38 protein-coding genes are annotated in these 19097 nt (G+C 60.4%); 37 read left to right on the plus strand and 1 reads right to left on the minus strand.

Annotated elements, in window-relative coordinates; all coding sequences use genetic code 11:
• Positions 1-83: 83 nt before the first annotated feature.
• The 20 genes from CQ015_RS18875 (at position 84) to CQ015_RS03720 (ending at position 7467) form a co-directional block, all read left to right on the plus strand.
• Positions 84-329 (plus strand): hypothetical protein, encoded by a 246-nt coding sequence (locus tag CQ015_RS18875; protein WP_146115273.1) that lies wholly within the window; start codon positions 84-86, stop codon positions 327-329.
• Entirely contained in the window at positions 326-559 is a 234-nt protein-coding gene (locus tag CQ015_RS03620; RefSeq protein WP_105649368.1) for a hypothetical protein, read from the plus strand. Before CQ015_RS18875 ends, CQ015_RS03620 begins: the two co-directional genes overlap by 4 nt.
• Positions 520-843 carry a hypothetical protein gene (locus CQ015_RS03625; RefSeq protein ID WP_146114013.1) on the plus strand — a complete coding sequence of 108 codons (324 nt, stop codon included), beginning with the start codon at positions 520-522 and terminating at the stop codon, positions 841-843. Before CQ015_RS03620 ends, CQ015_RS03625 begins: the two co-directional genes overlap by 40 nt.
• Positions 830-1087 carry a hypothetical protein gene (locus CQ015_RS03630; protein WP_105649370.1) on the plus strand — a complete coding sequence of 86 codons (258 nt, stop codon included), beginning with the start codon at positions 830-832 and terminating at the stop codon, positions 1085-1087. Before CQ015_RS03625 ends, CQ015_RS03630 begins: the two co-directional genes overlap by 14 nt.
• On the plus strand, positions 1087-1476 hold the full coding sequence (locus CQ015_RS03635) for a hypothetical protein (RefSeq protein ID WP_105649371.1): 390 nt from the start codon (positions 1087-1089) through the stop codon (positions 1474-1476). Before CQ015_RS03630 ends, CQ015_RS03635 begins: the two co-directional genes overlap by 1 nt.
• A 2-nt stretch (positions 1477-1478) precedes the next feature.
• Entirely contained in the window at positions 1479-1814 is a 336-nt protein-coding gene (locus CQ015_RS03640) for a hypothetical protein (protein WP_105649372.1), read from the plus strand.
• A gap of 2 nt (positions 1815-1816) precedes the next feature.
• The gene (locus CQ015_RS03645; protein ID WP_105649373.1) at positions 1817-2044 is read left to right on the plus strand and encodes a hypothetical protein; all 228 of its coding nucleotides are present in this window, start codon (positions 1817-1819) and stop codon (positions 2042-2044) included.
• Between the two features lie 202 nt (positions 2045-2246).
• Positions 2247-2618, plus strand: coding sequence for an HIT family protein (locus CQ015_RS03655; RefSeq protein WP_105649375.1), 372 nt, complete (start codon positions 2247-2249; stop codon positions 2616-2618).
• Positions 2615-2836: a hypothetical protein gene (locus tag CQ015_RS03660; protein ID WP_105649376.1), complete on the plus strand. Its 222-nt coding sequence runs from the start codon at positions 2615-2617 to the stop codon at positions 2834-2836. The genes CQ015_RS03655 and CQ015_RS03660 overlap by 4 nt, the downstream gene beginning before the upstream one ends.
• Before the next feature lie 85 nt (positions 2837-2921).
• A complete protein-coding gene (locus CQ015_RS03665; RefSeq protein WP_105649377.1) occupies positions 2922-3176 on the plus strand; it encodes a hypothetical protein in 255 nt (84 codons plus the stop codon).
• A complete protein-coding gene (locus CQ015_RS19270) occupies positions 3173-3295 on the plus strand; it encodes a hypothetical protein (RefSeq protein WP_258137699.1) in 123 nt (40 codons plus the stop codon). Before CQ015_RS03665 ends, CQ015_RS19270 begins: the two co-directional genes overlap by 4 nt.
• 268 nt (positions 3296-3563) lie before the next feature.
• A complete protein-coding gene (locus tag CQ015_RS03675) occupies positions 3564-3779 on the plus strand; it encodes a hypothetical protein (RefSeq protein WP_105649379.1) in 216 nt (71 codons plus the stop codon).
• Positions 3776-4057 carry a hypothetical protein gene (locus tag CQ015_RS03680; protein WP_105649380.1) on the plus strand — a complete coding sequence of 94 codons (282 nt, stop codon included), beginning with the start codon at positions 3776-3778 and terminating at the stop codon, positions 4055-4057. Before CQ015_RS03675 ends, CQ015_RS03680 begins: the two co-directional genes overlap by 4 nt.
• Positions 4058-4265: 208 nt before the next feature.
• Positions 4266-4973: a hypothetical protein gene (locus tag CQ015_RS03690; protein ID WP_105649382.1), complete on the plus strand. Its 708-nt coding sequence runs from the start codon at positions 4266-4268 to the stop codon at positions 4971-4973.
• A gap of 686 nt (positions 4974-5659) precedes the next feature.
• Positions 5660-5848: a hypothetical protein gene (locus CQ015_RS03695; protein WP_105649383.1), complete on the plus strand. Its 189-nt coding sequence runs from the start codon at positions 5660-5662 to the stop codon at positions 5846-5848.
• A 47-nt stretch (positions 5849-5895) separates the two neighbouring features.
• Complete coding sequence (locus CQ015_RS03700; protein ID WP_105649384.1) at positions 5896-6174, plus strand: hypothetical protein; 279 nt, start codon at positions 5896-5898, stop codon at positions 6172-6174.
• A 97-nt stretch (positions 6175-6271) separates the two neighbouring features.
• Positions 6272-6523: a hypothetical protein gene (locus tag CQ015_RS03705; RefSeq protein ID WP_105649385.1), complete on the plus strand. Its 252-nt coding sequence runs from the start codon at positions 6272-6274 to the stop codon at positions 6521-6523.
• Between the two features lie 12 nt (positions 6524-6535).
• Positions 6536-6907 carry a hypothetical protein gene (locus CQ015_RS03710; RefSeq protein WP_105649386.1) on the plus strand — a complete coding sequence of 124 codons (372 nt, stop codon included), beginning with the start codon at positions 6536-6538 and terminating at the stop codon, positions 6905-6907.
• 147 nt (positions 6908-7054) lie between these two features.
• On the plus strand, positions 7055-7270 hold the full coding sequence (locus CQ015_RS03715) for a hypothetical protein (RefSeq protein WP_105649387.1): 216 nt from the start codon (positions 7055-7057) through the stop codon (positions 7268-7270).
• A complete protein-coding gene (locus CQ015_RS03720) occupies positions 7267-7467 on the plus strand; it encodes a hypothetical protein (protein ID WP_105649388.1) in 201 nt (66 codons plus the stop codon). Before CQ015_RS03715 ends, CQ015_RS03720 begins: the two co-directional genes overlap by 4 nt.
• On the opposite strand, the gene CQ015_RS03725 is transcribed toward CQ015_RS03720, so the two are convergent.
• Positions 7449-7730 carry a hypothetical protein gene (locus CQ015_RS03725; RefSeq protein ID WP_105649389.1) on the minus strand — a complete coding sequence of 94 codons (282 nt, stop codon included), beginning with the start codon at positions 7728-7730 and terminating at the stop codon, positions 7449-7451. The two genes, CQ015_RS03720 and CQ015_RS03725, sit on opposite strands and share 19 nt — an antisense overlap.
• A 152-nt stretch (positions 7731-7882) precedes the next feature.
• Between CQ015_RS03725 and CQ015_RS18880 the strand changes: the two genes are divergently transcribed.
• The 17 genes from CQ015_RS18880 to CQ015_RS18885 all read left to right on the plus strand — a co-directional run bounded on the left by CQ015_RS18880 (position 7883) and on the right by CQ015_RS18885 (position 19088).
• Complete coding sequence (locus tag CQ015_RS18880; RefSeq protein ID WP_181150340.1) at positions 7883-8032, plus strand: hypothetical protein; 150 nt, start codon at positions 7883-7885, stop codon at positions 8030-8032.
• Positions 8025-8783, plus strand: a complete 759-nt coding sequence (locus CQ015_RS03730) for a hypothetical protein (protein WP_146115274.1) — start codon at positions 8025-8027, stop codon at positions 8781-8783. Before CQ015_RS18880 ends, CQ015_RS03730 begins: the two co-directional genes overlap by 8 nt.
• Complete coding sequence (locus CQ015_RS03735; protein ID WP_105649391.1) at positions 8770-9231, plus strand: hypothetical protein; 462 nt, start codon at positions 8770-8772, stop codon at positions 9229-9231. Before CQ015_RS03730 ends, CQ015_RS03735 begins: the two co-directional genes overlap by 14 nt.
• 197 nt (positions 9232-9428) lie before the next feature.
• On the plus strand, positions 9429-9563 hold the full coding sequence (locus CQ015_RS19275) for a hypothetical protein (RefSeq protein ID WP_258137706.1): 135 nt from the start codon (positions 9429-9431) through the stop codon (positions 9561-9563).
• A gap of 111 nt (positions 9564-9674) precedes the next feature.
• Complete coding sequence (locus CQ015_RS03740) at positions 9675-10142, plus strand: hypothetical protein (RefSeq protein ID WP_105649392.1); 468 nt, start codon at positions 9675-9677, stop codon at positions 10140-10142.
• Positions 10143-10145: 3 nt separating this feature from the next.
• Complete coding sequence (locus CQ015_RS03745; protein WP_258137708.1) at positions 10146-11483, plus strand: PBSX family phage terminase large subunit; 1338 nt, start codon at positions 10146-10148, stop codon at positions 11481-11483.
• A 20-nt stretch (positions 11484-11503) separates the two neighbouring features.
• Positions 11504-13024, plus strand: coding sequence for a phage portal protein (locus CQ015_RS03750; RefSeq protein ID WP_181150341.1), 1521 nt, complete (start codon positions 11504-11506; stop codon positions 13022-13024).
• Positions 13025-13060: 36 nt separating this feature from the next.
• On the plus strand, positions 13061-14200 hold the full coding sequence (locus CQ015_RS03755) for a phage minor capsid protein (protein WP_146114014.1): 1140 nt from the start codon (positions 13061-13063) through the stop codon (positions 14198-14200).
• Positions 14201-14261: 61 nt separating this feature from the next.
• Positions 14262-15158 carry a hypothetical protein gene (locus CQ015_RS03760; RefSeq protein WP_105649395.1) on the plus strand — a complete coding sequence of 299 codons (897 nt, stop codon included), beginning with the start codon at positions 14262-14264 and terminating at the stop codon, positions 15156-15158.
• Between the two features lie 16 nt (positions 15159-15174).
• Positions 15175-16083: a P22 phage major capsid protein family protein gene (locus CQ015_RS03765; RefSeq protein WP_105649396.1), complete on the plus strand. Its 909-nt coding sequence runs from the start codon at positions 15175-15177 to the stop codon at positions 16081-16083.
• Positions 16084-16244: 161 nt separating this feature from the next.
• Positions 16245-16445 carry a hypothetical protein gene (locus CQ015_RS03770; RefSeq protein ID WP_105649397.1) on the plus strand — a complete coding sequence of 67 codons (201 nt, stop codon included), beginning with the start codon at positions 16245-16247 and terminating at the stop codon, positions 16443-16445.
• Positions 16446-16865, plus strand: a complete 420-nt coding sequence (locus CQ015_RS03775; RefSeq protein WP_105649398.1) for a hypothetical protein — start codon at positions 16446-16448, stop codon at positions 16863-16865.
• Positions 16859-17185 carry a hypothetical protein gene (locus CQ015_RS03780; protein ID WP_105649399.1) on the plus strand — a complete coding sequence of 109 codons (327 nt, stop codon included), beginning with the start codon at positions 16859-16861 and terminating at the stop codon, positions 17183-17185. Before CQ015_RS03775 ends, CQ015_RS03780 begins: the two co-directional genes overlap by 7 nt.
• A gap of 3 nt (positions 17186-17188) precedes the next feature.
• Positions 17189-17539 (plus strand): hypothetical protein, encoded by a 351-nt coding sequence (locus CQ015_RS03785; protein WP_105649400.1) that lies wholly within the window; start codon positions 17189-17191, stop codon positions 17537-17539.
• The gene (locus CQ015_RS03790) at positions 17536-17979 is read left to right on the plus strand and encodes a minor capsid protein (RefSeq protein WP_105649401.1); all 444 of its coding nucleotides are present in this window, start codon (positions 17536-17538) and stop codon (positions 17977-17979) included. The genes CQ015_RS03785 and CQ015_RS03790 overlap by 4 nt, the downstream gene beginning before the upstream one ends.
• A 40-nt stretch (positions 17980-18019) precedes the next feature.
• Entirely contained in the window at positions 18020-18514 is a 495-nt protein-coding gene (locus tag CQ015_RS03795) for a phage tail tube protein (protein WP_105649402.1), read from the plus strand.
• Positions 18515-18542: 28 nt separating this feature from the next.
• Positions 18543-19088 (plus strand): hypothetical protein, encoded by a 546-nt coding sequence (locus CQ015_RS18885; protein WP_181150342.1) that lies wholly within the window; start codon positions 18543-18545, stop codon positions 19086-19088.
• The last annotated feature ends 9 nt before the right edge of the window (positions 19089-19097 follow it).

Consider the following 19097-nt stretch of genomic DNA (forward strand, 5'->3'; position numbering starts at 1 on the left):
CTGTACCAGTGCGCAACCTGTACCAAAGCGTTCGTAGTCCCCTCCCTCGCCCGCAACTGCGAGAAGAAGCACGAGGCCACCAAATGAGCATCATGGAAGCACGCACCTCACTCACCGACCCCATAGGCCTCTCAGTGCCCATGCGAGGGATGACGCTCATCTCCCACAACGTGACGTCCAAACCGTATGTCTACCAAGGCACCGGCCACGACGTCATCACCCCGAGGCGTGGACGTCCACCAGCACGAGCCAAGATCCGCCGCAACGGGGAACACTCCAGGCTCTGCTACTGCAATATCTGCCAACGCGCACGCAGGAAAGCATCATGACCGCCGCAGCAGCCGACACCGCCAAAGACCCCAACCTCACCAACGAACCCGGAAACGACGCACTAGTCCACCGCTTCTGCTCCACCACCCGCACCACATCCAGGTGCGGCAAAACCAAAGACAACTGGGTCAGCCCAATGCCCACCGACATGTACTGCGCAGTATGCGACGACCTGCAGAAACGCCAAAAATGCGTGCACTGCCTCAAACCACCCGCACAGGACACGTAATGCCGGGCCGCGCCGAGTACATCGAATACGAGGCCGACGGGCAGTGGTGGATAGACATCTACATCCCCCAACTCGAAAAGGTGTGCACGTATGGACCGTTCGCTCAACGCCTCGACAGGTGCCCACGCTGCCAAGCCCGCGGCTACGTCATCACCGACGGCACCGGGCAGTGCCCCACCTGCAAACACCAGTGGGAAGCGACCACGCACCCCACACCTCCCGGCCAAGTAGGCCACATCAGCATGAACATCGACCCGACAGGACAAACCAATGAGCACGAATGACCGAGTCGAAGCCGTCCGCCAGGCCCTGCAAGCACTCATCAACGAAACCGCCAACGAACCACTCATGGTCACCGGCTGGGTTGGATGCGTGAACGTCGTATCCGAGCGGGGGAACTACGTTCTCAAGGCTTCACCAGCTGAGCAGCCTAGGGCAATGGACTACGGGCTTGTCTCGCTTGTCCGGCGTTCCGAGAGAATCCAGATGTTCGGGCAGAGCCCGGTCGACGACGAGGACGACGACTAATGACCGAGCAACCATCACACCCAGTCCTCCGCGCCGAGATCATCACCGACATCCTGGCAGCCAAGCAACCACAGGCAGACCAGACAGTCCGGCTCCCACTCGTGGATCACGTCCGCGTGTACCGCAACGGCCTGTGCCCTCCGATCATCATCGACAAGCCTGGCCGGGTCACCATGCAACTCGTCGACGGCGGGCGCAAACTCCTCCTGCACCTCGAACAAGATCCACAGGCCGCGGACCCCGTAACCGATGACGATGAGCTGGACGAGGACATCGTCACCGAGCTGGCCATGGACGAGGCCGAACGCGTAGCCAACGGGCAACGCATCGTCCTCCGTCCCCTTATCAGCCGAGTCATCTCCCAATACCTCACCCGCAAAGGAAGCTAACCGTGAGCATCAAAGCACCCTCAGGATCAACGTTCACCATCGTGGGGCCGGACGTCATCATCGACAACCCCGCACACCCCGATAAGGACCGCGGCACACACTTCGCCAGCATCGCGCACGCCAACGGCACGTTCGGGCTTTGCAACTTCAACCCCCGTTTCGGGCTCACCCCGGAAACGCTCTCCGTCCTAGCCGATCTCCTCAACGAGTGGCTAGACCGGGCAGGAAAGGCCTACTACGTGAACAACGAGAAAGTAGTGGTCACCGGCGACGGCAGCGCATTCCACTCCTACAACCACAAGGTCACGGACTACACCGCACCTACCGAGGAGGACTAACCATGCAGCTCCGCAAGAACGCGGCATACCCAGCCCACGGGCTCATCCGATCCGCCGCCTACCAGCACCACGTCGACCACCTCCTGGCCAGCCTCGCCCAAGTCGTGCACCCGTCCATGATCCGCGAAACACTGCAGCGTGTGGATTCCAACGTGGCAGCGGGGCGCATGTCCCGCATCCAGGCGCTCACCAATGAGATCCGCGAGGCAGTGCCACGGGACCCCCGATGAGCGACTACGAATGGTTCTCGCTGTTCTGCGCGTATCTCTCGATAGGAGCCGTTCTTGCCTTTGCCGGCATCTTCTTCTGGATTCTAGAGGGACAGGTCCGCGGCTTAGGCTCCAGAATGCTCGTCCTGTCGCCCGTGTGGCCAGTCGCATTGCTCGCCCTCATTTGGGCGTGCATCGCAACTGAGTTTCGCAGGAGCGACCGATGATCCCGCTCAACACCGCACGAGACGCATGCGTGTTCTGCTCCATCGTCGACCGCACCCAGCACGCGAAAGACCTCACAGGGCACGGCGGGAACATTTTCTCATTCATCCCGCTAAGCCCTGTCACCCCAGGGCACCGCCTATTCGTGCCGTCCAAGCACGCGTCCACCGCCAAGCACTCCCCGGAGCTCACAGGGGCGTGCATGGAGGCCGCAGCAGCTTATGGGGCGCGAACGCCAGAGCTGGATTTCAACCTGATCGTGAACGCCGGCCCCGCAGCAACACAGACCGTGCACCACCTGCACATCCACTACGTGCCCCGCCAGCAAGGCGACGGGCTACACCTCCCATGGACAGGACAGAAAAAATGAAACTCACCAGCATCTGGACAATGCGCGGCTACAGCCTCCGCGAACGGTTCCACAACACCGGCGACTGGACTGTCCGCTTCATCGCCCAGCACCTCCCAAAACGCATCCGCTACTGGGTGTTCATCCAGGTTGGTATGCGCGCCATGCCACGCGAGGAGATTGTGCACCGTGCCCGGTTCGTGGATCTCGTCGAACGCGCCGAGGGCGGCCCACGATGATGACACAGGACGTAGCTCTCGTGCTCGTGTACGCGTCCATTATCGTCGGCCTGTTCGTGGCCTTTGCTTACAAGAAAGACAGGAAATGAGCTCCAACACGTTCAACACGCTTTTCAGTCAGATGTTCACCGGGCACACCGGCGAACTCCGACACGAGGACCACGCCAAAGGTCACGCGCTAATGGCCGTCATCGCGAAGTCCACCGCCTCAATCTCCGACGTGGTCAAGCTAGCCGACGCACTGGACCTGAACCTGCACATCTCAGCGTCATCCAAGCCGAAGCCCGAACCAAAGATCACCGAACAAAAGATCACCGAACAGGAGGTGCCAGCCGAATGATGCCGTCACAAGACGTGGTGGACAGCCTGTGGGGTCTAGGTGGATTCATAGCCACAATCATCATCTTCGCGATCATTGGGATCACCTTAGCGTTCGTAGCCAAGAAATGGGGCAAGTGATGACCGCCGTAAGGCTCCCAGACCTGCCAGGGTGCGTCCGCGGCATCGTAGCCGAAGAACCACACCCCGACCCGAGACGCTGCAAGCTGTACACCCTGCAGTGCGAACGCTGCTACGCCACCGAGAAACCGCCGGCGCTGATCCTCATGAAATTCAAATTCGGTCACCCGCGCTCAGCCGACAACCCGCGTCTCTGCCCTGCATGCTATGCCGCTTGCACCTGCCAGGAATGCACCGACTACCCGCGATGGAAAATGGAGCGCACACGATGACTCCCGAATGGGACCCGGCCTGGGGCGACCGCACCGAACTCGCCCAAACCGTCGCCCAACGTCCCTACGCCGGCGACAACACGCCCTGCCCATGGGAAGCCGTCGCACCCATCGCCCAGACCATGCTCCGAGCACGAGCATCAGCACTCCTAGCCGACGTAATGCCGGTACTCATCGCTGCCGGCTGGAAACCACCAAAGAGGAAATCATGAGCAAATGCATCAGCCACCACGGCGAATACTCCGAACACACGTACACCCCCGGCGTCGTCGGATGCTCCTATTGCGGCGTTCGAACAGAAGAAAAGTATCTAGCCGCAGGAGGACAGGTCGTCACCGTGCCGCAGGAACTAAACGGCGCCGAGAAGATCCGCGTCGAAGCGCTCCGCCTGGCAGTCACATTCCACGGCAAAAGCACACTAGTGCACACGCCCCCTGTGCTGGAGACAGCAGTGAAGTACGAGGAATTCATCAAGGGGGACGCATCTTGAGCGGCCACAATAGGGGCTACCGGGGCGGTTCCATATACAGCGGTGAGTGCACTTGCGGGTGGAGAGCTTACGGCGCGCGCGACGCATACCAAGCTGACGAGGATCTGACCCGGCACCTCGACGAAGAGTGGGAAAAGGTGAAAGCTGCCGCCGCCGCGGAAGCCGAACGGGTCCGACTACTCACCGAGGGCCAGAACTGGGACCAAGCATGAACGTAAGCCCCTGCAAATACCCGCGGTGCCGCGACAGCGAGGGAAACCCGGAACTCACACACGAACAATTCTGTGACGCATGCCAGCGCCGATTCCAACGCCTACTCGATGACGTCATCCAGGACTACGTCTACCTGAAAACGAAACTGCCCAGGCCGGTGGCCACCACGACCGCCGGCAGGGGCGCAGCCAAGGCAGGATACGGGCATCCTCGAGAATGGGCGTCGAGCCTCGCCCAGGAGATCATCAAGACGGGGGTCCTGTACGCGCTCACATGGCTTAGAGAAACCAGAGGGGACAAGCAATCGCGGATCATCGGCGATGAATCGACCCAAGCGCAATTGCTCTCCAAGTTCTGGGTAGCGGGCTTTGAACACCTGCTCCGCTGGGATCAAGCACCAGACATGGCCGAAGCCCTGGGCATGCTCCACAATCAAGCGCGCATGGGATTGGGGCACACAAGCATGGTGAGGACACTCATCGCGCCGTGCCCTAAGTGCCAGCTCCGAGCACTCGCCCAAGCGGTGGGCTCAGACACCATTGAATGCCGCATGTGCTACCACCGCATGCCGGTCAGTGATTACGGGCGCGCGACAGACGCGTCACTGGCAGCCCAACAACGCTACAACTACAACCAAATTGACTACCTGCTCGCCGCCTACGACGCTACTGCCGAAAAACAGGAACAAGCGACGGATCAATAACCTGGATGAGCGATGTCAGCTCACGGGCTACGCCGGCGCACTCCGAGTTACCCGCCACCAGCCCCGAGTTGTCCATGCACTTTCCCGACCACTTAGACGAAAACGCATCCATACGGTCATAAGCCGACACCTGGCCAGGTGTCGGCTTTGTCGTGTCCCCGTAGGTGTCTAATGCGATCAGGACTTTGTCCGTTAGTTCAATGGTGCATTGCTCGTGCGTGAGGCTCTGGCAGTACGTGTCAGGTGTGCCTGGCTCGGTTGGCTCGCTTTGCGGTGCGCACCCGACGAGGACAAGTGCCAGTAGCGCTAAAGCGTAGGTGTGATGTGTTCTCATGGCCTCAATATACCTGCTCGATAAATAGGGGAAGCCCCGCCATAGTTGGGGGTCCATGGCAGGGCTAGTATGGGGGATTTGGGGGAATCAATTAGAGATTAGAGCATGAGGGGCATCCTCCTGAGCTAGTGGCTGTATGCGATGAATCAAGCATGCACCCGCTAGCTTTTTATGTCAAGACACTAAACATAACGTTTTGGACGTTTTCTATTATTCCCAAGTGATTACGGGGTAGTAACATAAAAAAGTTTGTTTAGAGTGTTGACACTTAGCGCACCAGTGTTTAGGCTCTAAACATAGAAACAAATACCGCAGGGCACCCGCCCCGCACCGTCCCTCCAAGGAGGACACCATGGTCACCACCGCCACCGCCCAGCAGATCTTCACCGACGCGCACAGCATCGCAGGCGACGAGCTCCGCGCTCACACGTCGACCGACCTCTGGGCAGCAGCTGAACTGGCCGTCGAAGCTGGAGACGCCAAGGCCGCATGCCGACTCGCCTACTACGCAGGTATGACCACCGTCATCGAAGACCTGTAACCGACCTGGCGGGGCACCCGCCCCGCCAAACCAACTAGGAGGACACCATGAGCACCGCGACCGAAGCACGAACCAAGCTCAAAGCAAAGATCGACAGCCGCGACCTCGACCAGATCACCACCGAACTCACCCTGCTAAGCAAACAGGAGTACACCGCCGCAGTCGCACTCGTGACCAGCCTGTACATCCGTAGCCTGGATGAGCGCTACTCGACCATCTCAGAACTCACCTGGGCGTACATAGAGAAGCTAGAAGCGCAGGACCCTGAGAAGTACATGAGCTACGCAGACGCTCTACTCATCGTCCGCAGCGAAACCGGGCTATAAGCCCCACACACTTCGCCGGCTGGCCCCAAGCCGCTGGCAAGACTGGCAGAGCAAAGACGCCGCCAGTAGCACCGCACACAAGTTCCTGGGGGAAACAATGAGCACCAAGACCACACCAGCATGGGCCACCGTCACCGAACCAAATAGTGACAATGAGCCGCCGATCTACTTCTCCGAGAAGATCGAAGCGCGAGGCATCCACGCACAACTCACATGGGACCCGCTCGACGAGTCCACCCGCCTCTGCATCGACCACGAGGGATCAACCCTCGATCTCACGCCAGCTGAGGCCCTGGGGCTCCTAAGCCTCCTCACCGAAATTATCAACACCGCCCACCTCACCCGTTAGGAGTGAACCGTCATGATCACCGCAACCATCGCCGAAGCTCTACCGGGGTACATCCCACCGCAGTGCACACCAGACCTTTTCGCTGAGCTCATCCTGGAACGCCCAGCACTGCGCAGCGCGTGGTGCCGCGTGCACAACGCACTCGATCAGGTCCGCCAACTGGACCCGTCAGATGTCCGCCGCCAGAAACTCGAAAGCATCAGCCCCGCAGACGCTTTCGCGCAGTGCCTCCGCTCGTATCTGCATCAGGATCACGAGGCCTACATGCTCCGCCAACTAGGGGGCACGCCAGCGCTCCCGCACCTTGGCGACGTGCACGAGGAATACCAGCAGTGGCTGGAGGTATATGCGGGTATCAACCACCTGGATTTCATCAGCGCATAACCCGACCACAATAAAGGGCCACCATGAACGCATGGTGGCCCTTTTTGACTGACTAGCATCTGATTCAGTTTGTTGCAAAACCGGGTCAGTGTGACATACACTCAACACAGGCCAGTGCCACCCGTGTATCTAGCGTCAGGAGGGTCCATGAGCATCCAGATTGAAAACCTCACCCCGTCAGACCTAGACCAACTCGTGAGCACCGTCGACGCCGCCGCAGCCGCCGGCGTGCATCCACAGACCGTCAGGCAGTGGAAAGCCCGCGGCAAGCTCGACCCGAGCGGACTGGATAAATACAACCGCCCGCTCTACAAGCTAGTGGACGTACTCCGCACCGAGAAAGAAACCAGGTACCGCCGATGAGTGAAAAAATGGACTTCCAAACCCATTGCGACATTTGCGGGCGAACCTGGGATCTCCACGACGCGTCCATGCCACAGATTGAGCTCATGTACCAGCTCACCGAGTCGCACAAGCACACGACCGAGGAGCTTGTTGCTTACATGAACTCCCAGCCGGACTACTCGACGCACTACGACGATCAGTCCGACGAGGACTGAGCATCCGCACGGGGCATATCCGGCAGCTCGCCGGCGTTGCCCTCTTTCGCTTTCTTTATGACCGTAGCCCGCGAGTATCCTGTAACCTCGCCTATCTGAGCCCACGAGACACCAGCCAGGCGCGCACGGGCGATAGCTTTGGGTTCTTCATCTAGTAGGGTCCGTACCGCGCGCAGTTGCTTGAGGCGCTGCAGGGCCGAAGTTGCTGGGTCTATTGAATCGTCCATCGCTACTAGCTTAGCCAGTGCTTCTTCTTCGAGCATTTCATGTCCCTTGCTAGATCGTGGCGGTGTTTAGAACCTATGCAGACTCCGTGAGCATAGTATAAACAACTTCCCTAACTTCTCGCCTACCAGCTCAATTCTACTGTGTTTAGACTGTTGACACTAGACTACTAAGTGTTTAGACTCTAAACATGGAAACTCTTACACTCATCCTCATCGCCGCAGTCATCGTCTGGGCAGTAATTGCCGCCGCGATCTGCCTATTCGTCGCAGGATGCTCACGCAACTGGAAAGCCGAACAAGCCGAAATGGAGCGACGCCACCATGCCAATCGTGTTTAGTGGCGTTGGAGCCCAATGGCCGACCAGCGCCGACATCCGCAAGGAACTAGCCGACCGTGACGTCCCCGTCATGCTCAGCTTCTCCCGAGGCAAAGACGCCCTCGCCGCCTGGCTCGCCATGCTAGACAGTGGCATCAAGCGCGAGAACATCCACCCCATCTACTACGAGCTCGTGCCAGGCCTCAAATTCACTGCAGAGTCCGTCGCCTACTACGAGGACATCTTCAAAACGAAGATCAACACGTTCCCGCACCCCGCGATGTACCGCATGTGGAACGCCGGCGTATACCAGCCCATCGACCGCACCTGGATGATCGAAGCATCCAAAATGCCCGAACCGTCGTTCGAGGACATCCAGCAGATGTACCGCATCGACCACAACCTCCCAGATGACACGCTCATCTGCACGGGCGTTCGTGCAGCCGATTCCATCGCCCGCCGAACGTTCATCAAGAAAACGGGTCCACTCACCGAATCCAAGCGACGCCTCGCTATCGTGTGGGACTGGACCCGAGGCGAATGCTACGACCGCATAGCCGCCGAGGGCATCGACCTCCCACCCGATTACGAGTGGTTCCTCCGCCCTCACCCGCGCACAGGCAAGCTCGTGAAGAACTCCGGGCGCACCTTTGACGGGCTCGCCGCCCAGTTCCTCGTGCCCCTGAGAGAACACGCTCCCGAAGATTTCGCGACCATCATGGAATGGTTCCCCCTAGTTGAATTGGATCTGATCCGCAATGAGCAACGATGACGACCTGGACCTGTCCGCCCTCATAGGTGGAGAGCTGGACGTCTCAGCGCTCACCGAGGGTCTAGACATGGATATGGATGACGGGCTCGACTTGGACGCTCTCACGGGCGTTCCAGCCCCTGAGCTGCCAGATCCGCTCGCAGACATCGACTACACCGAGGATCTGGAAACCGACGCCCGCGCCGAATGGGACGCGATCAAAGCGTCCTACCAGAAGCAGGACAAGCAGCAGAAAGCCCAATTCGCTGGCCTGTACGACTCCCGCTTCTACTTCTCCGAGGTCTACCAGACCGCTGAGGAATGCGAACGGGCCATGAAGATCCAAGCGCGCATCCTGGGGTTCGATTACAAAAAGGCTGGCTTTGGCTATTACCGCGAGGGCCGCCAAGTAATGAAGCGTATGCGCCTCATAGCCGAACGCCTAGGCATCGACATCAGCGACCTATAAACCCTCCTCCATCCGCATAAAGCCCTCACAGTCACTGTGGGGGCTTTTCTCATGCGCCGAGGAGGTGAACACACTGCGTAACCGACTATCCCGTGTCCGTGCTGGCATCGCCCGCGCGACCCGTGGAATCGCTAGCCGACTTACAGGCCGCACCAGTACAGGTAGTGGCTCCGCTTCTGGCTCTTAGGAGAGCAACCATGCGTGAATCTTTGCGCCGCTATATCGACGGCGGCATCCAGTCCCTAGAGGGGTTCGCTAACCTCGCTGGCTCCCAGCGACGCAACCTTTCAAACCGTGCTGGCTCAGCTGCAGGATCTGCATCGGGCTCATAGCACGACGTGGTGGCCCCGCACGGGGCCGCCACAACCAAACATGCCAGACCCTCGCCAGGTGCAGAGGGTGCCACGCTTTGCCGCCAGGCGCGGGAAAGGACCCCTTAGACCATGGGAAATTCATCAGCACGAGACGCCCGCATCGCCAACGTGAGAGAACGCCAGAAAATGGCGCTCAAGCTCCGTTTAGGTGGAGCGACCTACGAGCAAATCGCAAACGCCGGCATCGGCTACTCGCATAAAGGCTCTGTGCAGAAAGCCGTGAAAAAGGCTATCGCAGAGATCCCCCGCGAGGAAGCCTCCGAAGTGCTCGCCTTAGAGCTAGCACGCCTGGATGAAGTGCTCCGCGCTATATGGCCGCAGGTACTCAAAGCCGACCTGTGGGCTGTGGACCGGTTCATCAACATCCAGAACCGCCGCGCACAGTACCTAGGCCTGAACGAACGCATCCCAGAGGACAACACGAGCGAGGTCAAGGCCGCGCTGCTCGGCTTCATCGAGGGCGCCAAAGCGAAAGCCGACGAGATAGAAGCCCGCGAGGCCAAAGAAGCGGAGACTCCGACAGACACCGAGGAGTAGCCCGTGGCCGCCCAGGTGATGTCAGACCGTCAGATCACGGCCATTGCTAGGGCAGAGGGACGCGTCAACATCTACGAGGGCGCGATCCGTTCGGGAAAGACGTTCGCGTCGATCCTCAAGTGGTTGGCTTTCATAGCTACCGCCCCACCCAATGGCCAGCTGATCATGATCGGCAAAAATAAGGACTCGCTGTACCGCAACGTTTTCGAGCCTATCGAGTCCGAACCGGCGCTGAACATCGTTGCCCAGCAAGTCCGCTACCGGCAGGGCTCGCCCACCGCAACGATCTTTGGCCGCCGCGTCCACGTCGTCGGCGCTAACGACCAGAAAGCGGAGTCGAAGATCCGAGGCATGACCGTGGCCGGCGCCTACGTTGACGAGATCACCGTGCTCCCCGTGGACTTCTTCAAACAGCTGCTAGGACGCATGTCAGTCGAGGGCGCCAAGCTATTCGGGACGACCAACCCCGACAGCCCCTCGCACTGGCTGAAAACCGAGTACCTGGACAAGATCGACCACCCCGACGAAAGCGTGCGTCTCACGAACTGGCGCCGCTTTCACTTCACCATCGACGACAACCCCTCGTTGTCGGACGAGTACAAAAGCTCACTACGGCGTGAGTACACGGGCCTGTGGTTCCGCCGGTTCATCCTGGGGCTTTGGGTGTCCGCCGAGGGCGCGATCTACGACATGTGGGACGCAGCCCAGTTCAACCGTGACCGACCGAAAGACGGTGGACATCTCGTCCAGTGGGAAAACCTCCCAGAGATGGAAGACCTGCTCTGCATCGGCTTGGACTACGGCACGACCAACCCAACCTCCGCAATCCTGCTGGGGATGGGCGTCGATGGGCGACTGTACGCAATCGATGAGTACCGGCACGCGTCGAAAGACGGTGAAATCCGGCTCACCGATAAGCAACTGTCTGAACGCCTCATCGCGTGGATGGACCAGCCGCACCTCCCAGCTTCAACGCAGGAGAATCCGCGGAACGACGCATTCTTGAAACCCCGTTTCTTGATCGTCGACCCGTCCGCGGCCTCGCTGAGGACACAGCTGCAAGTGGACAACGTGCACAACGTCGTCCCTGCAGAAAACGATGTCACCTACGGCATCCGCAAAGTCGCGTCTCTCATGTCCCAGAAGCTTCTCATCGTGTCCAACCTATGCCACGGGCTCATCAGCGAGCTTCCCGGCTATTCGTGGGACCCGGATCAGCAGCTCAAGGGGCTGGACAAGCCGCTCAAGACCGCGGACCACAGCTGTGACGCGCTCCGCTACGCAGTAGCTACCACCGAACAGATATGGGCTTACCGGGTGAACTACCGCGTAGCCGCCTAACCGAGGGAGGGAGGCTCACAGTGCCGCTACCAACAGAGAACACCAAATGGCCACCAGCACCATACGACCAGCTCCAAAAAGACGTGAGGAAATGGAACGCCTGGTACATGGGAGACGTGGACACCCTGGCCGGACTCTACGGGCGGCGTGACGACCGTTCGACCCTCGCACGAGTCGGACTCATCGGTGTAGCGAAACGCATGTTCCACGGGTCCCCAGCAACAGGTGAAGCCCGGAAGAAACTGCACCTCCCAATCCCCGCCGACCTTGCACGCACCTCCGCGGATCTCCTGTTCGCTGAACCGCCGACGTTCGTAGTCGGAGACGGCACCAAACAGGACAAAACCACGCAAGACGCGATCAGCAACATCTTCGGGACTCCGCAGACCGCCTCAGAGCTTCTAGAGGCCGGCGAACTGCAAGCCGCTTTGTCCGGCGTGTACATGCGCATCACATGGGACGCAGAAACAAGCGAATGGGTGTCCCTGGACGCTCAGGACGCAGACGCCGCGGTCCCGGAATGGAGCCGTGGACGGCTGGACGCTGTCACATTCTGGCAGCGTCTCTCCGGCGGCGGGAAAGGGCAGGTGTACCGGTTCCTCGAACGCCACGAACGCGGCTTCATCGAGTACGGCCTGTTCATGGGGGACGAGGATTTCCTAGGGGTCCGCATCCCGCTGGACGCGCACCCCGACACCATCTGGGCCGCCTCAGTCGTGAACGCTGACTCCCTGCAGGAGACAGGCGCCACCGGCCTCACCGCCGTGTACATCCCCAACATCCGACCGAACCGAGGGTACCGCAACACCCCCGGACTGTCGCTCATGGGGCGCTCTGACTTTGACCAGCTCGAATCGTTGTTTGACGCGGCGGACGAGACTTACTCGGCGCTCATGCGTGAGATCAGCCTTGGCAAAGCCCGCGCAGTGATCAGCTCGGCGGCCATGCAGGACAACGGGCCAGGCAACGGGTCCACGTTCGACACTGACCGTGAGATCTACTCGCCTATCAACGGCGTGCCAGGATCACTGCAGAGTGGCCTCCCTATGGAGTTCATCCAGCCTGATATCCGTTCCCGGCAGCTCATCGAGACGACCAAAGACATCATGGGGCAGATCCTCCGAACCGCCGGCTACTCCGGCGCATCATTCGGCGGCGACGACATGGTCACCAATCAGACCGCAACAGAGGTCAACAGCCGCCGTGAACTGTCCAACCGCACGAGGAACAAGAAAATCCAGTATTGGAAAGCCGCGCTTACTGAGCTCGGCGCCTCCGCACTGGAGGTCCAGTCATTCGTGCACGGCACCAGCGTCCATATGGACACCGTCAACGTGCGCTTTCCCAAGCAAACGGACGTGGCCCCGCAGGTCATGGCCGCGACGCTCTCACAGCTGAACGCCGCAGAGGCGATCAGCATCGAGCAAAAGGTGCGCATGCTTCACCCGAACTGGTCATCCGAGGAGATCAATGACGAGGTCGACGCGATCCGCAAGGAACGCGGCACCACCGTCACCGACCCTACCCAGATCAAGTATTAGCGCGACGGGCCTCCTGTCCCAGATAGGGGGTCCGCCGTGGCATGGGTACCACCTGACGACATGGACATGGCAGACATCGTCGACCGGCTAGCCCGCGACATCGTCACCATGTACGCCGAAGCCGAGGCAGACCTGCTCCGCGCCATTCAGGTGGAACTCCTCACCGGTGACAACACCCCAGGGCTTGAGGAGATGTACCTGCGCATGGGCAAGCTCCGCCAAGCCGCACGCGAGATCGTGGAGGGGCTGGAAACCCGGATGCCTGAGGTTGTCGACGGGATCATGTCGACGGCGATTGAGGGCGGTAGGCAAGCCGTCGTGAACCAACTGTCCGCGCTGGGCATCACCGCGGACATCGGCATCGTCGCTGGCACAGTCACCGGCTCAGTCGCTGCCACGTTCGTGAAAGTCGACCTCGTCAACAAGCTCTCCGACCTGCACAACCGGATACTCCGCTACCCCGACGACGTTTACCAGAAAGTCGTGGGGCGCAACGTCACGAGCGCGATCCTAGGCACGTCGACCAACCGGCAGTCCCAACAGGCCTCGTGGCGTGAATTCCTGTCAGAGGGTGTCTACGGGTTCGTGGACAAGTCCGGGCGTAACTGGAACCTGGCCACATACACCGAAATGGCTTCCCGCACCGCGATCATGCGGGCGTGGGATGAAGCGCACAACAGCCAGATGGGCACCTACGGGATGGATCTCGTGACCCCGATTGTGCGTCAAGACGCGTGTGACCGGTGCGCCCGCTGGGCAGGAAAGATCATGGCGATCAAAGGCGTGGCCGGTGATCAGCAGATGGAGCACGCCACGAACGACGGTGAGTTCATCAACGTCCATGTGGACTCCACCGTCGAGGCCGCACGCGAGGACGGATTCAAGCACCCCAACTGCGTGTGCGTGCTCGTCGCTTACTTGCCTGGCTTGTCCGTCCCCGCGGACGCGGTCAAGCACGACCCGGAGCTGGAGAAGAACCGGGAAGATCTGCGCGCAGCTGAACGGGCTGTGCGAAAGGCCAAGCGCGAACTCGCGCTGGCCACCCCCTTAGAAGAAGCGGCTTATCGCTCGGATCTCAACGAGGCCCGCGCCAAGATCCGCGACATCGTCAAAAACACCCCTCAGCTACGCAAACGCTACCGAGAGCAACTGAACCTCGGCAACACGCGCCGCTGACTCTATTAGCCCTTGGCGAGGTGCCTGGGGCTTCACCTAACCCCAGGAGGGCAAAGTGTCCATGTCCAAGAATTTCCCGCACGGGATCGACATCACCGCACCGGGCGGCATTGAAGCGCTAATGGCGCACCACTACAAGACGTTCCGGGACGCGCAGATGAACGCCAACGCCGGCGACGCCGGCGACGGCGGGGACGGCGGAGATGGTGGCGCGGCGGGCGGAGACGCCGGTGATAGTGCTGGCACAGCTGCCGGCACCACCGCTGCAGGAGCCGCAGGTGACGGACAGGGCGCAGCAGGATCGGCAGGTGATGCCGGAGCCGGTGCGCAGACCAACCCATGGGGCGAGGACTTCAACGCTGAAAAAGCGTGGAACCTCGTGCAAGGCCTCCGCAGCGACAAAGACAAGCTCACAAAGGGACGCGACACCGCGATCACCGAGGCAGTCACCAAGGCCGTCGAGGACACCAAAACTTCGTTCACCCAGGACATCGCCAAGGCGCTCGGCCTCGTCGAGGACACCCCCGACCCAGCCAAGCTCCTAGAGCAGGTCACCGGCGAACGCGACAACCTCACTGGGGAACGCGACCAGTGGAAAGACACCGCAACCGACGCACTACGTCGCCTCGGTGTCAGCAACGCAGCGCAGACGCACAACGCGACTGCCTCCAAGCTTCTTGACTCCATGAGCTTCATGGAACAGGTCAAGAAATTCGACCCCGCAGCAGACGATTTCGCCTCCCAGGTGGACGCAGTCGTAAAGAGCGCGGTTGAAGCCGATAAGTCACTACGTGCCCAGGCGGCGGCGAATCGTGGCGGCGGCGATTTCAGCGGAGGAAACAACGCGGGAGCTACCCAGCTAACCCGCGAACAGCTGGCAGGGATGAGCCCTGCAGAAATCCTCAAAGCCAACAAAGAGGGACGACTCAAGTCCCTTTCAACCCCTACGGGGAACTAGATAGGAGACAGCCGCCATGGCTATCGTAAACTTCATCCCAGAACTGTGGTCCGCCGCCGTACTGGAACCATTTGAACAGGCGCTCGTTTTCGCGCAGCCGCAGATCTGCAACCGTGACTACGAGGGCCAGATCCGCCAGATGGGCGACACCGTCAACGTGACCTCCGTGGGCGCACCGACCATCCAGACCTACGACAAGGCCGTAGACCTCACCTTTGAGGATCTGGCAGACACCGGCACCAAGCTACTCATCGATCAGGGTGACTACTTTGGCTTCCGCGTGAATGACATTGACCGTGTCCAGGCCGCGGGCAACTTCGAGGGCTCCGGCGTGTCACAGGCCGGCACCGGGCTCCGCGACAAGGTGGACAAGTTCATCGCCAACCTCATCAAGACCGAAGCTCTCGCCGCTAACAAGCTGGGCGATGCCAAGGTAATCGATGACGACCCGTCGTATGCGGACCCCGCTACACAGACCACCGCCTACCAGGTGTTGGTCAAGCTTCGCGAGAAGCTGGACGTTCAGGGTGTGCCTACCGTTGGCCGCTACGTCGTGGTCAACCCAGAGTTCGTTTCGGCGCTACTCATGGACAAGCGCTACACCGACCTGTCGGCTTCCGGCAGCGTCGCCGCTCTGCTCAACGGCCAGGTTGGACGTGGCGCAAACTTCGATGTGCTCGTGTCGAACAACCTCGCCACCGTGGGCGGCGCCGGCGCGAACAAGGACTACAAGGTCATCACCGCCGGTGTGGCCTCCGCGACCTCGTTCGCCGTACAGCTCACCGAGGTGGAAGCGATCCGTGAGGAGAAGCGCTTCGCGAACATCGTTCGTGGACTGCAGATCTACGGCGCAAAGGCATTCCGACCAGTCGGCCTCGCCACTGCAAACATCCTGCTGCAGCCACGCGTGGTCCCAGCCCCATAGCAGGGGCTCTTTAGCTAGGCGGGCGCGGCGTTTACACGTCACCGGCGCTCATGGATAGTGCGTGAAGTTTTGGCCGGGGATCTATTTTTGCCGGTTCCTACCGTCCCTGTCATGGCCAGTCCTGCGACGCGCCCGCCTTTCAACATCTGGACGGAGAAACAATGCAAGTCATCAATCTGCCAGAGCCAGCCACCGGGTACATTCTCGGCGTTCGATTCATCAATGGAATCGGGCGCACGAATTCGCCTCTGGTGGCCTCGTTCTTCGCCAACCACAAAGGGGCGACGCTAACCACCCCTAAAGACGTGCACACCCTCGTGGCGCGCACCGTCCAGGCACTCGTGGACCGTGGAGGTGAGTAAATGGCTCGCGTCTATGCAACCTCCGGCGAGTTCTCCGCATCCGTCTGGTGCCCCGCCGCTGGGGCGCCAACGGGCAAGCCACTAGAACGCCTCCTGCGTACAGTCTCCCGCACCGTCGAGGGCCTTACTCGGAACGCGCGCTACGAAACCGACGTCAACGGGCTCCCCACGGACCCCGTTATCGCTGAGGCGTTCCGCGACGCGACGTGTGCACAGGCTGCATACGCTCACGAAACGGGCGACGTAAGCGGTGCCGGCGTCGGCGCCTCGAACATGTCCATCGGCTCGCTGAGCCTTGGCGGCTCCACCGTCCGACCCAAAAACGTGGATGAGGTTCAAACCGCGCTGCTGTCTGCTGAGGCAGTAGGCATCTTGCGCGCAGAGAACCTGGCCACTGGATGGGTTGGTGAAGTGTGGTAGCCATTCCAGCCAAGCTCATGCCTCACAAGATCACGTACAAGCCGCTCCTGGGGCAGGGACCCAACGGGCAGGTATACGGCGCTCCTGTGGAAATCGAACGGGCTTACGTCGAGGACAAGGTGCAAGTCATCAAAATCGCTGACGGCGCCGACGTGGCCTCGTCCAGTTTCATAGTCGTCGATCCAGACGTAGTTATCCCGCCTGAATCGCTGATCACCGTCTGGACAGGCACACCGCGCGAACGGGAATCCCGGCTCATGCAGTCGAACTATTTCCAGCACCCCAGCGCACCATCGCACGTCGTCTTGTATTTGGAGTGACCCATGATCGAAGTGAAAGTAGACCTGAACTTTGACCAGATAGTCGCCCAGGCAAACGGCGCCGCCGCAATCGGTTTGAACATGGCTGCTGAACGTCTCAAGGCGCTCTCAGTCGCACGCACACCGATTGATCAAGGTCCACTGTCCGCAGCCACATCGGTCATCCCGGCAACACCGGGCGACCTCGTGGCCAAGGTACACAATGACACTGTTTATGCTGCTCGCCAGCATGAGGAGTTGACTTGGCGGCACTCTAACGGACGCACAGCCAAGTATCTGGAGGGACCTGCTGAGGAGAGCTCACAGGAACTTTACCGAATCTTGGCTGCTCAGATCCGGCGGGCCATGCGATGAGCTTCACCGTAGAACTGCTCAAAGGTATCGCCCGGATGCTCGCTGATAACAGCATCGGTGAGTGGAGCGATGACCCGCAATTCGTGTACACGGGGGCACTGCCGGCGATCACGCTCAAGCGTGTCCCCGCAGACCCTGACGTGGCAATCGTGCTCTCCGCCTATGGCGGCCCCGATCACGAGTATCTGCCCATGGGAGACGTGAACGTCCAGATCCGGGTGCGGGGCGCGAGGAACGCGCCAACCGGCCCGGAAGAAACCTTGGACGCAATCTTCGATCTCCTGCACAACGCCCGCTATGTCGCACTTGTCCCAGGCATCGCCCCGGTAAGTCGCATACACCGCAAGTCGACCGTCCCCATGGGCGTCGACGGTAACAACCGGTGGGAAGTGGCGGACAACTACAAGGTGTTCGCCTCTCACCCCACACAAAATCGCTAGCAACCCGCACCCGTAGGGTGCCCTCATCTGGAGGATGAAAATGGCCGATACAATCCCTACCCCTACGCCGGGTAGCAATGCGAACAGCTATGAGCTTTGCGTTGACATCAACACCGGCACCGACGAACTGCCCGTGTGGGAGAACATCCCAGACGTTACCGGCATCAACCCGCAGCCGTCCGCGCGAATGGTCGACGTGGCCACCTACGCGCACCACGGCAAGTCCGCGCAGTCCAAGGTGGGCGAGGACTTCACCATGGACTTCTCGGTTGCCGCGATCCGCGACGAAACCGGCGCGTTCCAGTCGTACCTCAACGCGCTCATCGCACTGTGTGCCCCTGAGAACGTCGGCTCGGCTTCCATCGGCAAGTTCCGGTACTACGACGAACTGGGCGCCGCATACGCCTACGAGTTCTCCGGCACCGTGAACGACAGCCGCACCAACACCGGTAACGCGGACCCGTCGTTCTTCACGTTCACCATCACTTCGATGGGTGACCGTAAGTCGATCACCAACCCGAACACCGGCGTTTAGCCCCAACCCCACCATCTAAAGGAACGCCATGAGCAACCTCAAAATCACCGAAACCACGTTCGGACAGCTCACAGTAGAGACTCCGCGCGGCGATTTCACGATAGAGCCGCTGCCGGCACGAGCTGGCGCCCCTCTGGCCTCCATGGTCATGGGCGTTAGCTTCGCCGGCGACGGTTTGACCGTGGAGGAACAAGAGAACATGTACAAGACCGCGCTGGGTCTGGACAACTGGGAGTGGATCTTTGACTCACTCCGGCTGCCGGATGCCCAGGATGCGTGCAACCTTGCGCTGTTCTGGCAGGTATCAGGTTTGGAGGCTGCTCAGGCGTTCCTGGATGGTGGCGTGGAAAAAGCACTGGAGGTTCATCTCGCGCGGATGGGCCTCTCACTCTCGACGATATTGCGCCATTTGGCCGCGGAAGACGAGATCCAGTCACAGGACGATACGAACGATACGTCTACCCCCCAGACTTCCGAGAGCAAATCAAGCGTCGCGGCGGAAAAGGCTCGCAAGGCGACAGCAAAGAAGCAGAAGAATTCGAGTGGTCCAACATCCTCGCCAAGTGGAACCTAATCGAACTGG

The sequence above is a fragment of the Arthrobacter sp. MYb221 genome (genome assembly GCF_002979835.1).
In the GTDB taxonomy this organism is placed as follows: Bacteria; Actinomycetota; Actinomycetes; order Actinomycetales; family Micrococcaceae; genus Glutamicibacter.